14 protein-coding genes are annotated in these 12,928 nt (G+C 64.1%); 10 read left to right on the top strand and 4 right to left on the bottom strand.

Annotation, left to right across the window (positions count from 1 at the left end; all coding sequences use genetic code 11):
• Positions 1 to 240: 240 nt before the first annotated feature.
• A complete protein-coding gene (locus MOQ67_RS28325) occupies positions 241 to 894 on the bottom strand; it encodes a class I SAM-dependent methyltransferase (protein ID WP_126589122.1) in 654 nt (217 codons plus the stop codon).
• Positions 891 to 1,346 carry a YbaY family lipoprotein gene (locus tag MOQ67_RS28320; protein WP_126589121.1) on the bottom strand — a complete coding sequence of 152 codons (456 nt, stop codon included), beginning with the start codon at positions 1,344 to 1,346 and terminating at the stop codon, positions 891 to 893. Before MOQ67_RS28320 ends, MOQ67_RS28325 begins: the two co-directional genes overlap by 4 nt.
• Before the next feature lie 139 nt (positions 1,347 to 1,485).
• Here MOQ67_RS28320 and nrdR point away from each other — a divergent pair, with 139 nt between their 5' ends.
• The 10 genes from nrdR to MOQ67_RS28270 all read left to right on the top strand — a co-directional run bounded on the left by nrdR (position 1,486) and on the right by MOQ67_RS28270 (position 8,934).
• Positions 1,486 to 1,950 (top strand): transcriptional regulator NrdR, encoded by a 465-nt coding sequence (gene nrdR / locus MOQ67_RS28315; protein WP_026140361.1) that lies wholly within the window; start codon positions 1,486 to 1,488, stop codon positions 1,948 to 1,950.
• Positions 1,947 to 3,083 (top strand): bifunctional diaminohydroxyphosphoribosylaminopyrimidine deaminase/5-amino-6-(5-phosphoribosylamino)uracil reductase RibD, encoded by a 1,137-nt coding sequence (gene ribD / locus MOQ67_RS28310; protein ID WP_046381891.1) that lies wholly within the window; start codon positions 1,947 to 1,949, stop codon positions 3,081 to 3,083. The genes nrdR and ribD overlap by 4 nt, the downstream gene beginning before the upstream one ends.
• Positions 3,084 to 3,130: 47 nt before the next feature.
• A complete protein-coding gene (locus MOQ67_RS28305) occupies positions 3,131 to 3,808 on the top strand; it encodes a riboflavin synthase (RefSeq protein WP_017849579.1) in 678 nt (225 codons plus the stop codon).
• Positions 3,809 to 3,823: 15 nt separating this feature from the next.
• Complete coding sequence (gene ribBA / locus MOQ67_RS28300; RefSeq protein WP_046381892.1) at positions 3,824 to 4,915, top strand: bifunctional 3,4-dihydroxy-2-butanone-4-phosphate synthase/GTP cyclohydrolase II; 1,092 nt, start codon at positions 3,824 to 3,826, stop codon at positions 4,913 to 4,915.
• A gap of 88 nt (positions 4,916 to 5,003) precedes the next feature.
• Positions 5,004 to 5,480, top strand: a complete 477-nt coding sequence (gene ribH, locus MOQ67_RS28295; RefSeq protein ID WP_017849577.1) for a 6,7-dimethyl-8-ribityllumazine synthase — start codon at positions 5,004 to 5,006, stop codon at positions 5,478 to 5,480.
• Positions 5,477 to 5,977, top strand: coding sequence for a transcription antitermination factor NusB (nusB, locus tag MOQ67_RS28290; RefSeq protein WP_017849576.1), 501 nt, complete (start codon positions 5,477 to 5,479; stop codon positions 5,975 to 5,977). The genes ribH and nusB overlap by 4 nt, the downstream gene beginning before the upstream one ends.
• A gap of 18 nt (positions 5,978 to 5,995) precedes the next feature.
• Positions 5,996 to 6,961 carry a thiamine-phosphate kinase gene (gene thiL, locus MOQ67_RS28285; protein ID WP_079444802.1) on the top strand — a complete coding sequence of 322 codons (966 nt, stop codon included), beginning with the start codon at positions 5,996 to 5,998 and terminating at the stop codon, positions 6,959 to 6,961.
• A gap of 142 nt (positions 6,962 to 7,103) precedes the next feature.
• Entirely contained in the window at positions 7,104 to 7,721 is a 618-nt protein-coding gene (gene ribA, locus MOQ67_RS28280) for a GTP cyclohydrolase II (protein ID WP_017849574.1), read from the top strand.
• Entirely contained in the window at positions 7,718 to 8,137 is a 420-nt protein-coding gene (locus tag MOQ67_RS28275; RefSeq protein ID WP_026140360.1) for a nuclear fragile X mental retardation-interacting protein 1, read from the top strand. The genes ribA and MOQ67_RS28275 overlap by 4 nt, the downstream gene beginning before the upstream one ends.
• Positions 8,134 to 8,934 (top strand): cobalamin-binding protein, encoded by an 801-nt coding sequence (locus MOQ67_RS28270; RefSeq protein WP_126589120.1) that lies wholly within the window; start codon positions 8,134 to 8,136, stop codon positions 8,932 to 8,934. Before MOQ67_RS28275 ends, MOQ67_RS28270 begins: the two co-directional genes overlap by 4 nt.
• 28 nt (positions 8,935 to 8,962) lie before the next feature.
• Here the strand turns inward: MOQ67_RS28270 and MOQ67_RS28265 are convergent, their stop codons facing one another.
• On the bottom strand, positions 8,963 to 10,855 hold the full coding sequence (locus tag MOQ67_RS28265) for a TonB-dependent receptor domain-containing protein (protein ID WP_126589119.1): 1,893 nt from the start codon (positions 10,853 to 10,855) through the stop codon (positions 8,963 to 8,965).
• A 133-nt stretch (positions 10,856 to 10,988) separates the two neighbouring features.
• Positions 10,989 to 12,887 carry a 1-deoxy-D-xylulose-5-phosphate synthase gene (dxs, locus tag MOQ67_RS28260; RefSeq protein ID WP_017849570.1) on the bottom strand — a complete coding sequence of 633 codons (1,899 nt, stop codon included), beginning with the start codon at positions 12,885 to 12,887 and terminating at the stop codon, positions 10,989 to 10,991.
• Positions 12,888 to 12,928 lie beyond the last annotated feature (41 nt).

Here is a 12,928-nt window from a genome sequence, read left to right as displayed (position 1 = left end):
AAACCCGCACAATTTGTGCTTGGCTACTGACGCAACCAGAGGCATGGCGGGTGTATTGCGGCGAAGGTTAGGTAGCCGCCCGACTTTTTGCAAGACTTTTGCATGGCCAGCAATGAATGGAATTGTTTGGAAAAGCATGCAGGTCGATTGTCCAAGCCGCGTGCGAAAGGAGGGCATTTTCCATGCCTCGCCTTTTGCTGTCTCAACCAATCCATTGCTGAAAATGTGTAACGCAGAGGTTTAGCGCCGCGAATGGTACAGGCTCACCTTGCGAAACTCCCAAGGCTCGGCCAAGTCCGGCAATGTCAGGGCATCGAGTATCGTCAGGCGCTGATAATCCGGATGCTGAAAGTCCCGCACCCGCGAATCCGCCACCAGTGCTTCACGCCCGCGCGTGAGGAACTGGTCGAGCAGCGGCAGGTTGGCGCGGTCGTAGAGCACGTCGGCCACCAGGATCAGGTCGAAGCGGTCGGCCTCGGCGAAAAAGTCCGTCGAATAGCCCAGTTCAACCCCGTTGAGTTCGGCATTCGCACGGCAGGACGCCAATGCCAGTGGGTCCAGGTCGCAGGCCACCACTTCCAGCGCGCCGGCCTTGGCGGCGGCAATCCCGGCGACGCCGGAGCCGGCGCCGAAATCCAGCACGCGCTTGCCCGCGACCCATTCCGGGTTTGCCGCCAGGTAGCGTGCGAGCGCCAGGCCGCTGGCCCAGCAAAAACTCCAGTAGGGCGGCTCATGCAGGATGCGCCGGGTTTCTTCGGGGCTGAAGGCGCGGTCCATGTTGTCGGCGTCGAGCAGCCACAATGCCAGGTCGGTGCCCGGCAACGGGCAGGGCACCAGCTGTGCGTCGCCGATCAGGGCGCTCAGCGCCCGTTGCAGGTCGAGCGGTGGCGTCATGGTGCCCTGACGAGTTGCAGGGGGCCGGTGGTCTGGGTGATCGCCTGGGTGATGCGTACTGCGGGCAGGTGCAGGATCAGTTGGCCGGACTGGCTGGCGCGCCCGCGCAGTTCGACCCGCGCACCGGCCGGGAACGCGTCGGGGCTGAAGCGCAGGCGGAAGGCCAGGGGCTTGCCGTTGCCGCTCAGCACGCTGCTGGCGAGCAGTTGTTGCGGGCGGCTGCGGTCGTCGATCACCAACAGCGCCATTTCGACTTCGGCGCCGGCGGGCACGTTGGTCAGGCTGCCGTTGATCTCACGCTGGTAGGCCGGCAGCGGGCCGAGGTCTTCGATGCCGGGGACTTTTTTCTCTTGCGCCGGCTGAGGCTGCGGCGTCGAAGGTTTTGGGGCTTCGCTGCTGCAGGCGACCAGAAAACCGAACAAGGTGAGTAAAACGAGTGGTCGTAACTGCATGTACGGCTCCAGAAAGGACAAAATCCGTGGCTTAAAAAACAGGAAACATAATCGTCAGCCTATATACCGTAAAGGCTATGGCTTGTCTTGCCACGGGGATGCGCTACCATGGCCCTCCCTTTTTTTGTTGCCTGCCACCATGCACTGTCCCTTCTGCGGTGCCAACGACACCAAGGTCATTGACTCGCGTCTGGTCGCCGAGGGCGATCAAGTGCGTCGCCGGCGCGAATGCCTGGCCTGCGGTGAACGTTTCACCACCTTCGAAACCGCCGAACTGGTATTGCCGCGCCTGATCAAATCCGACGGCAGCCGCCAGCCTTTCGACGAAGACAAATTACGCGCCGGTATGCAGCGCGCCCTGGAAAAACGCCCGGTGAGTGTCGAGCGGCTGGAGGCGGCGCTGGCGCATATCAAGCACAAGTTGCGCGCGACCGGCGAGCGCGAGGTCAAGTCCCTGGTGGTTGGAGAGCTGGTGATGGGCGAGCTGCAAAAGCTCGACGAAGTCGCCTATATCCGTTTCGCTTCGGTGTATCGACGTTTCCAGGACCTCAATGAGTTCCGCGAAGAGATCGACCGCCTGGCCCGTGAGCCGATCAAAAAATGAACCCACCGTCTGCTGAACAGGCCATCCTCGACGCCCATTACATGGCCCGTGCCCTCGAACTGGCGCGCAACGGCCTGTACACCACCCATCCCAACCCGCGTGTGGGTTGCGTGATTGTGCGCGATGGGCAGATCGTCGGCGAAGGTTGGCATGTACGTACCGGCGAGCCCCATGCGGAAGTGCATGCCTTGCGCGCGGCCGCTGACAAAGCCCGCGGCGCCACGGCCTACGTCACCCTGGAACCCTGCAGCCATTACGGCCATACCCCGCCGTGCGCCGATGCGCTGGTGAGTGCCGGGGTGGCGCGGGTGGTCGCGGCGATGCAGGACCCCAACCCGGACGTCGCCGGGCGCGGTATGCAGCGTTTGGCCCAGGCCGGCATCGAAGTGCGCAGTGGTGTGCTCGAAGTGGAAGCGCGGGCGCTCAATAAAGGTTTCCTCAAGCGCATGGAACACGGCCTGCCGTTTGTGCGGGTCAAGCTGGCGATGAGCCTGGACGGCCGCACCGCGATGGCTAGCGGTGAGAGCCAATGGATCACCGGCCCCGCCGCCCGCGCCGCCGTGCAGCGCCTGCGCGCCGAGGCCAGCGTAGTGCTGACCGGCGCCGACACCGTGCTGGCCGATGGTGCGCGCCTGACCGTGCGCGCCGCCGAACTCGGCCTGGACGCAGAAACCACCGCGTTGGCCATGTCGCGTCCGCCGCTGCGCGTATTGATCGACGGCCGCTTGCGGGTGCCGCTCAATGCGCCGTTCTTCAAGGCCGGCCCGGCGCTGGTCATCACCTGTGTCACTGCGGAAAACCAGTTCCCCCGCGGCCCCGAGTGCCTGGTGGTGCCCGGTGTCGATGGCCAGGTCGACCTGCGCTCGGCGCTGGTGGCGTTGGCGGCCCGTGGCGTCAACGACGTGCTGGTGGAAGCCGGGCCAAGCCTGGCGGGCGCGTTCGCCCAGCAGGGCCTGGTGGACGAATACGTGATTTTCGTCGCCGGCAAGTTCCTCGGCTCCGCAGCCCGGCCTTTGCTGGACTGGCCGCTTGAGAAACTGGCCGACGCGCCCCAACTCAAGATCACTGAAATGCGCGCTGTGGGCGATGACTGGCGAGTCACTGCCATCCCTGTGCCAGCAGCGAGCGTATAATTCTGACCGGGTGCTCAAACGCCCGCACCGTTTTCCAGGAGAAGGCCATGTTCACCGGCATTATCGAATCCATCGGCAGTATCCGTGCCATGACCCCCAAGGGCGGCGACGTGCGCCTGCTGGTTGACACTGGCAAGCTCGACCTGGGCGACGTCAAGCTGGGCGACAGCATCGCCGTCAGCGGCGTGTGCCTGACCGTCGTCGACTTGCCGGGCAACGGCTTTGCCGCCGATGTCAGCCGGGAAACCCTGGACTGCACGGCGATGAGCGACCTCAAGGCCGGCAGCCCGGTCAACCTGGAAAAAGCCCTGACCCCAACCACGCGCCTGGGCGGTCATCTGGTCAGCGGCCATGTCGACGGCGTCGGCGAAGTAGTGGCGCGCAGCGAAAACGCCCGCGCCGTGGAGTTCCGCATCCGCGCGCCCAAGGAGTTGGCCAAATACATCGCCCACAAAGGCTCGATCACCGTCGATGGCACCAGCCTGACCGTGAACGCCGTGGATGGCGCCGAATTCGCACTGACCATCATTCCCCACACCCTGAGCGAAACCATCATGGCGTCGTACCAGCCAGGTCGCCGGGTGAACCTGGAAGTCGACTTGCTTGCCCGTTACCTGGAGCGCCTGCTTATGGGCGATAAGGCCGCAGAGTCTGACTCTCGACAAAAGCCTGCCAGTAACATCACCGAAAGTTTTCTGGCCGCTAACGGCTACCTGAAATCCTGACCAAGGGGGTGCCCTGTGGCGCTCAATAGCATCGAAGAACTGGTTGAAGATATCCGCCAAGGCAAGATGGTCATCCTGATGGATGACGAAGACCGTGAGAACGAAGGCGACATCATCATGGCCGCCGAGGCGTGCAAGCCGGAGCACATCAACTTCATGGCCAAGCACGCCCGTGGGTTGATCTGCATGCCCATGAGCCGCGAACGCTGCGAGTTGCTCAAGCTGCCGCTGATGGCGCCGCGCAACGGTTCCGGGTTCGGCACCAAGTTCACCGTATCGATCGAGGCCACCACCGGCGTGACCACCGGGATCTCCGCCGCCGACCGTGCGCGCACCGTGCAAGCGGCCGCCGCGAAAGACGCCAAGGCCGAAGACATCGTCAGCCCGGGCCACATCTTCCCGCTGATGGCCCAGCCGGGCGGCACCCTGGCCCGCGCCGGCCACACCGAAGCCGCCTGCGACCTGGCGCGCATGGCCGGTTTCGAGCCGAGCGGGGTGATCTGCGAAGTGATGAACGACGACGGCACCATGGCCCGTCGTAGCGAACTCGAAACCTTTGCCGCCCAACACAACCTCAAGATCGGCACGATTGCCGACCTGATTCACTACCGGATGATCCACGAACGTACCGTTCAGCGGATTGCCGAGCAGCCGCTGGACAGCGAACTGGGCCAATTCAACCTGGTGACCTACCGTGATTCGGTGGAAGGCGACGTTCACATGGCGCTGACCCTGGGCACCATCTGCGCCGACGAACCGACCCTGGTGCGCGTGCATAACATGGACCCGCTGCGCGACCTGTTGATGGTCAAGCAACCCGGGCGCTGGAGCCTGCGCGCCGCGATGGCCGCGGTGTCCGAGGCCGGCAGCGGGGTGGTGTTGCTGTTGGGCAACCCGGTGGATGGCGACGTCTTGCTCGCGCATATTCGTGAGTCCGCCGAGCAAACCCAGGTCAAAACGCCGACCACCTACAGCATCGTCGGCGCCGGTTCGCAGATCCTGCGCGACCTTGGCGTGCGCAAAATGCGCCTGATGAGCGCACCGATGAAATTTAATGCGATATCCGGTTTCGACCTGGAAGTTGTAGAATACGTGCCCTCCGAATAAAGGCTGGCGATTGTTGCCCCTTGTTCGCGGTTAAATCATCACTGAGGGACGCACTTTTCGCGTCCCGGCTCTTTAAGAGATTTGTCGAATGACCCTGAAGACCATCGAAGGTACCTTCATCGCCCCCAAAGGCCGCTATGCCCTGGTGGTTGGCCGCTTCAACAGCTTCGTGGTTGAAAGCCTGGTAAGCGGTGCCGTGGACGCCCTGGTTCGCCACGGTGTGAGCGAGAGCGACATCACCATCATCCGTGCCCCTGGCGCCTTCGAAATTCCACTGGTTGCGCAAAAAGTTGCGCAACGGGGTGAATACGCGGCGATCGTCGCCCTGGGCGCGGTCATTCGTGGCGGTACGCCGCACTTCGAATACGTGGCTGGCGAATGCACCAAGGGCCTGGCCCAGGTGTCCATGGAGTTCGGCGTACCGGTTGCATTCGGCGTGCTGACCGTGGATTCGATCGAACAAGCCATCGAACGTTCCGGCACCAAGGCCGGTAACAAAGGTGCTGAAGCTGCCCTGTCCGCCCTGGAAATGGTCAGCCTGCTGGCGCAGTTGGAGGCCAAGTGATTTCCGACGAGAGCGATCGTTTCAACCCGCGCGACCCACGCCCAGCCGACGCTGGCAAGCCGTCCAAGAGCGTCAAGCGTCGCGAAGCGCGTCAGCTTGCGACCCAGGCGCTGTATCAGTGGCACATGGCGAAAACCTCGCTGAACGAAATCGAAGCGCAATTTCGCGTCGACAACGATTTCAGCGACGTCGATGCCAGCTACTTCCACGACATCCTGCACGGCGTCCCGGCCAATAAGACCGAGATCGACATCGCGCTGGCACCGTGCCTGGACCTGACCCTCGACGAGCTGGACCCGGTTGAACTGGCCGTACTGCGCCTGTCCACCTGGGAACTGCTCAAGCGCGTCGACGTGCCGTACCGCGTGGTGATCAACGAAGGCATCGAACTGGCGAAAGTCTACGGTTCGACCGACGGCCACAAGTTCGTCAATGGCGTGCTCGACAAGCTGGCCCCGCGCCTGCGCGAAGCCGAAGTGAAGGAACACAAGCGCTGATCTGCGCTTGAGTTCCCGATGGGCGAGTTTGAGCTGATCCGCAAATACTTCGCCGCCGCGCCTTGTGCGCAGGGCGGCGAGGGCATTGCCCTGGGGATCGGCGATGACTGCGCCTTGCTGGCGCTCCCCGCCGGGGAGCAGTTGGCAATCTCCACCGATACCTTGGTGGCCGGCGTGCATTTCGCCGACCCCTGTGATCCGTTCCTGCTCGGCCAGCGCTCGCTGGCCGTGGCGGTGAGCGATCTGGCCGCCATGGGCGCCGACCCCATCGCGTTTACCCTGGCCCTCACAACCCCCACCGTCGATGCCGATTGGCTGCAACGCTATGCCCAGGGTTTGAACGCCATGGCGCAGAGCTGCCGCGTGGGCCTGGTCGGCGGCGACACCACGCGCGGGCCGCTGAGCCTGACCATGACCGTGTTCGGCCGTGTGCCGGCCGGGCAAGCGTTGACCCGCAGCGGTGCGCGGCCGGGTGACTTGCTGTGTGTGGGCGGGGAATTGGGCAACGCGGCGGGAGCGCTGCCGTTGGTGCTGGGCCAGCGCAGCGCCGAGGCCGGCATCGCCGACCCGCTGCTGGCGCATTACTGGTCGCCGCAACCGCAGTTGGCCCTGGGGGTGGCCCTTCGGGGCAAGGCGACGTCTGCAATGGATATTTCCGACGGGCTCCTGGCCGATTGTGGGCATATCGCTAAGGCATCGGCTGTCAGCCTGCTGGTCGAGCGCCAGCGACTGCCGTTATCCAAAGCCTTGCTCGCATTTGTCGGCGATGACGCGGCGCGGGTGGCGGCCTTGAGTGGCGGCGACGACTATGTGTTGGTGTTCACCCTGCCACCGGCCGCGCTGGCACCATTGCTGGCGGGCGGCTGGCCGGTGCATGTGATCGGCCGGGTCGAGGCGGGGCAGGGGGTGACGCTGCTCGACGCGAACGGGCGCGACATCACCCCGGCCGTTCGCGGTTATCAACATTTTCGCGAGACGCCCTGAGTCAGCATTCAGACCTGCATAGAACCGAGACGAAGGCCAATCGAGCCGATTGATCTTTATCAACGATAATTCAGCTTAAGCGTCTGTAGGAACGTGCTGTTACAATGCCCGCCTCTGTGAAATCTGAAATCAGGAGCACACGGTGCCCGTCGTTTTCGTCGCTGCTTCCAAGCTGCCTACCCCTTTTGCCATGTTCACCATGCATGGCTTCCTCGAAGAAGCCAACGGGCGCGAGCACGTCGTGCTCAGCCTGGGCGATATCGCCGATGGCGCGCCGGTACTGGGCCGCATCCACTCCGAGTGCCTGACCGGCGACGCGCTGTTCAGCCAGCGCTGCGACTGTGGTTCGCAACTGGAAGCGGCGATGCGCGCCATTGCCCATGAAGGCCGCGGCATCTTGCTGTACTTGCGCCAGGAAGGTCGTGGCATTGGCCTGCTGAATAAAATCCGCGCCTACGAGTTGCAGGACGGCGGCGCCGACACCGTTGAAGCCAACGAGCGCCTGGGCTTTGCCGCCGACCAGCGTGATTACGGCATCTGCCTGCCGATGCTGGAGCACCTGGGCGTGAAATCCCTGCGCCTGATGACCAATAACCCGCGCAAGGTCAAAGCCTTGACCGAGATGGGCATCACCGTCGCCGAGCGCGTGCCGCTGCACACCGGGCACAACCCGCACAACAAGCTCTACCTGGCGACCAAAGCCAGCAAGCTCGACCACATGATGGGCAACGAACACCAGGGCGAGGTCGACCGCGCGTGACTCGAGGCCAGGTGAAACGGCGACTGTCCTTCAATTGGTGGCAGTACCTGGCGCTGGCGTTGCTGCCATTGTTCGTGATCAACCTGGTGTTCGCTCAGGCCGAACCGCTGTTGCCGGTGCTGGCCATGCCGTTCTTCATTGCCGGCGTGGCCTCGATGTTTCTCAGCCTGCGCTATTTTCATGGCTATAAACATGCGTTGATCGCCACCTCTAAAGCCCTCGACACCGCAGAAGAGCCGGCGGCCTGGATCACCCTCGCCGCCCGTCGGCGCACGGCGTTGCTGATTGCCTCCGTGCCCGCCTGGATCGGTGCGCTGGCGGTATTCGTCGGCCTGGAAGCGGTGCCGTTGTTCCTGCTGGCGTTGTCGACCCTGGTGTTGTTTTACCTCTACCGCATCCCGCGTCAATTGGGATGAAGCCTCGCTGGCTGGCGCTCCTGCTGCTGGCGTTCGCTGCCCAGGCCCTGGCGGTCGAGCGGGTGGTCAGCCTGGCGCCGTCGCTGTCGGAAATCGTGGTTGAACTGGGCGCTGCCGACCTGTTGGTGGGCGTGCTCGACGGCGGCGAGCGGCCAGCGGCGCTGGCGAAGGTCGCGTCGGTCGGGCGCTATGGGCAATTGAACATCGAGCGCTTGCTCAGCCTCAAGCCCGACCTGATCCTGCTCTGGCCCGGCAGCGTCGGCCCGGCCCAGCGTGAACAGCTGCAGCGCCTGAATATCCCGGTCTACGTCGCCGAACCCCATAACCTCGAACAACTGACCCAGCAGGTCCAGGCCATCGCCGAGCAACTGGGGCGCGCCGACGCCGGCCGGCAATTGTCTGCGCAGTTGCGCCAACGCCTGGCCGGGTTGCGCCAGCGCTATCAGCGTGCCGAACCCCTGCGGGTGTTTTACCAAGTGTGGAGCCCGCCTTTGTACACCGTGGGCGGTGGGCAGATCATCAGCGATGCGCTGAGTGTGTGCGGCGCGCGCAATGTGTTCGACGACCTCACGCTGCCCGCGCCGCAGGTCAGCGTCGAGGCGGTGCTGCAGCGCAACCCCGAGGTGATTCTGGCGGCGGATCAACCGCAGTTGGATGCCTGGAAAGCCTGGCCGCAGCTGGCGGCGGTGGCGCAGGGGCGTTTGCTGTTGGTGCCGGACAAAGGCTTGGAACGGCCGAGCGGGCAGATGTTGGAAGCCTTGGCGCGGTTGTGTCAGGTGATTGCGCCGAACCGCTGACGCAATCGCAGGCACGCCGACGTTTCTATCAGAGCGTCGGCGTCCAAGTCACGCCAACCCTCCACACCCGACCTTCTTCCCGATAGTCCTGATTGTTCAGGAACGCCGGATCGTCATAGCTGTAACGTGCCCGAGCGTAAGTCTTGTCCAGCACATTATCGACTTTCAGCGACAGCGCCACTTCCCGGCTGAGCGCCCAACTGCTGCGCAGCCCGAGCAAGGCATAACCGCCCAGGCGATTGCGATTGGCTTCGTCGTCGTAGCTGCTGCTGATCGCCTGCCAGCTCGCACCGACGCCGAGTTGATCGAATTGCCGATCCAGGTCCAGGTTCAGGGTGCGCCGCGCACGGCGGGCGAGGGTGTGGCCGCTGTCGCGGTCGCGCGGGTCGATCAGCGAAACGCCCAGGTTGCCCTGCCAGCCGAACAGCTCGTGCTTGAGCGCGGCTTCAAAACCATTGATCCGCGCCGCTGCGACGTTCTGCGGTTTGCCGCCGTCGAGAATGATCGCGTCGCTCAAGTCGGTGCGGTACAGCGAGGTTTCCAGGCGCGTGTGGTCGCCGAGCTGGCTGCGCCATTGCAGTTCGTAACTCTTGGAGGTCTCGGGCTGAAGATTCGGGTTGCTGTACTGCGTGTCCGGGTAATAGAGGTCATTGAAGGTCGGCGCGCGGAAGCCTTCGCTGTAGCTGAGCAGCACATCGTTGTCGGGGTTGATCGGCACGGTGAGGGTGCCGCTCCAGCTGTTCTGGCTGCCAAACTGTTGGTTCTGGTCATGGCGCAGGCCCAGTTCGGTGGAAAACCACTCGCTGCGGAAACGATGCTGGACAAAGGCGGCGCGGTTCCAGCGGCTGTTTTCGGTAAACGTGGTGGAGCCGTGGAAGCGGTCTTCGTACCAGTCGCCGCCGAGGATCAGGCTGTTGCGCTCATTCAGGGTCAGGTCGTTCTGCCAGTTGACCGAGTCGCGGTAGGTGTTGAATACGCTGAAGTCATCGCTGAGGGTGTCGCGCTTGGTGTCGCGGTTCTCGCTGTGGCCCAGCTCCATGCGCGATTGCCAGCGTTCGCTGAGGCGGGCGTCGGCATAGCCGCTGGCGCTGCTCACGGCGTAGTCGGTGTAGGGTTTCTGGCCGACGCTTTGCCCGGTGGCGACGTCGTAGCGGCCGAAGCTGTTGTCGTACTCCGACTTGCCGCGGCTATCCAGCAGGTTGAAACCGGCTTCCAACGCGTCACTGAAACTGTGGCTGAGGTTCAGGCTGACGGACTGGTTGCGGTAGGCATCATGGTCGCCATCGCTGGGAAACGAGGTGTGTGTCGAGTTGATGCCGGCGCTTTCATCCAGGCTCGCGCCCAGGTTGAAGCGCGTGTGTTCGTCGCCGCCGGACAGCCCGAAGCTGCGCTCCCAGCTCTGGTGGCTGCCGAAGCCCAGCCGCAGGCGCGGTTGCAGGCCCTGTTCGGCGTTGCGCCGGGTAAACACCTGGATCACCCCGCCAATCGCATCGCTGCCGTAGATCACCGAGCGCGAGCCGCGCAGCACTTCGACGCGCTCGATCTGGTCCACATTCAGGTATTGCAGGCCGCTGTCGCCGGAGGTGGCGTTGGCGATGCGCTGGCCGTCCACCAGCACCAGGCTTTGCGCGGACTTGGTGCCGCGCAGGTAGATGCCCGGCAAACTGCCACGGCCGCCGGTGGGCGCCACTTGCACGCCGGGCACGCGGCTGAGCAGGTCGGTCAGGCTGGTGGGTTGCAGGCGGTCGATGTCGTCGCGGGTGAAGACGGTGTTGGCGGCGCTGCTGTCGTTGCGCGCCTGGACCTGGCGGTTGGCGCTGATGACCACGTCGGGGAGTTTCAGCGCAGCGTCGCGGCTGTCGGCGAGCAGGTCGTGGGCTGGCAGAAGAAGCAAGGGCAGGGCAAGGCGCAGGTGATTCATAGAGCGGTCCATAGCTTTTTGTAGGAGCGAGCTTGCTCGCGAAAAACCTGAGGACGCCGCGTGCATACAGAGTGCATGCGTCATCGTTGACGTTTTTCGCGAGCAAGCTCGCTCCTACAGAAGTCTCGGGGGGTTATAAACCCAGGAGTGTCATGCGTTCGCGGACCGACGCCTCGATACCCGCCTCGTCGAGCCCGCACTCGGCGAGCATCTGCGCCGGCTTGGCGTGTTCGACGTACACATCCGGCAAGCCCAGGTGCAGCACCGACTTGAGGATGTTCTCGCGCGCCAGGAACTCGCTGACCGCCGCACCGGCACCGCCCATGATGGCATTTTCTTCGACCGTCACCAGCAGTTCATGGCCGGCGGCGATCTCGCGCACCAGCGCTTCATCCAGCGGTTTGACGAAACGCATGTCGACCACGGTGGCGTCGATCTTCTCGGCGACTTTCAGCGCTTCGGCCAGTTGCACGCCGAACACCAGGAACGCGGTCTTGCTGCCTTGACGTCGCACAACGCCCTTGCCGATTTCGATCGGCGCCAGGTCTTTTTCGATCACCGCGTTCGGGCCGGTGCCGCGCGGGTAGCGCACGGCGGCCGGGCCGTTGTAGAGGTGGCCGGTGCTGAGCATCTTGCGCAGTTCGTTTTCGTCGCTCGGCGTCATCACCAGCATGCCGGGGATGCAACGCAGGTAGGACAGGTCGAAGCTGCCGGCGTGGGTCGGGCCGTCTTCGCCGACCAGGCCGGCGCGGTCGATGGCGAACAGCACGTCGAGGTGCTGCACCGCGACGTCATGCACCAACTGGTCATAAGCGCGCTGCAGGAAGGTGGAGTAGATCGCCACCACCGGCTTGGCGCCTTCGCAGGCCATGCCTGCGGCGAATGTCACCGCGTGCTGCTCGGCGATGGCGACGTCGAAGTAGCGCAGCGGGAAACGCTCGCTGAACGCCACCAGGTCGGAACCTTCCTTCATCGCCGGGGTAATTCCCACCAGGCGCGGGTCGGCGGCGGCCATGTCGCACAGCCATTCGCCGAACACACCGGAGTACTTTGGCCCGCTGGCTTTTTTCGGCGCGGCGGCGGGGGCGTCGAGGGGGTCGAGCTTGGTGATCGCGTGGTAACCGATCGGGTCGACTTCCGCCGGGGCGAAGCCTTTGCCTTTCTTGGTGACGATGTGCAGGAACTGCGGGCCTTTGAGGTCACGCATGTTGCGCAGCGTGGCGATCAGGGTCGGCAGGTCGTGGCCGTCGATGGGGCCGATGTAGTTCCAGCCCAGCTCTTCGAACAGCGTGCCGGGCACCAGCATGCCTTTGGCATATTCTTCGGTGCGGCGGGCAATTTCCCACGCGCCGGGCAAGCGCGACAGCACTTTCTTACTGCCTTCGCGCATGCTGGCGTAGGTCCGGCTGGAAAGGATCTTCGCCAGGTAGTTGGACAGGCCGCCGACATTGCGCGAGATCGACATGTCGTTGTCGTTGAGGATCACCAGCATGTTGGCGTCCACTTCCGGCGCATGGTTCAGCGCTTCGAAAGCCATGCCGGCGGTCAGCGCGCCGTCACCGATCACCGCAATCGCCTTGCGATCGCTGCCTTGCAGGCGCGAGGCAATCGCCATGCCCAGCGCGGCACTGATCGAGGTGCTGGAGTGGCCGACGCCAAAGGTGTCGTACTCGCTCTCCGAGCGACGCGGGAAGGCGGCGATGCCGTCCTTCTGGCGCAGGGTGCTCATGCGCTCGCGACGGCCGGTGAGGATTTTATGCGGATACGCCTGATGGCCTACGTCCCACACCAGCCGGTCGTCCGGGGTGTCGAACACGTAATGCAGCGCGATGGTCAGCTCGATGACGCCCAGGCCGGCACCGAAATGCCCACCGGTCTGGCCGACCGTGTAGAGCAATTCCAGGCGCAATTCATCGGCCAGGGTTACCAGCTCGGCTTCACCCAGACGACGCAGGCCGTCCGGCGTGACAGCACGGTCGAGCAGAGGCGTGGACGGGCGTTTGCGGGGAATCTCTTGAAACGTCGTGGGCATCAGGCGAATCGTTATAGGTATAGAAGAGGCGGCAGTTTACC

The organism is Pseudomonas sp. LY-1 (genome assembly GCF_053502595.1).
The sequence above is the reverse complement of the archived record's forward strand: the minus strand, read 5'-3'. Positions and strand labels throughout refer to the sequence as shown.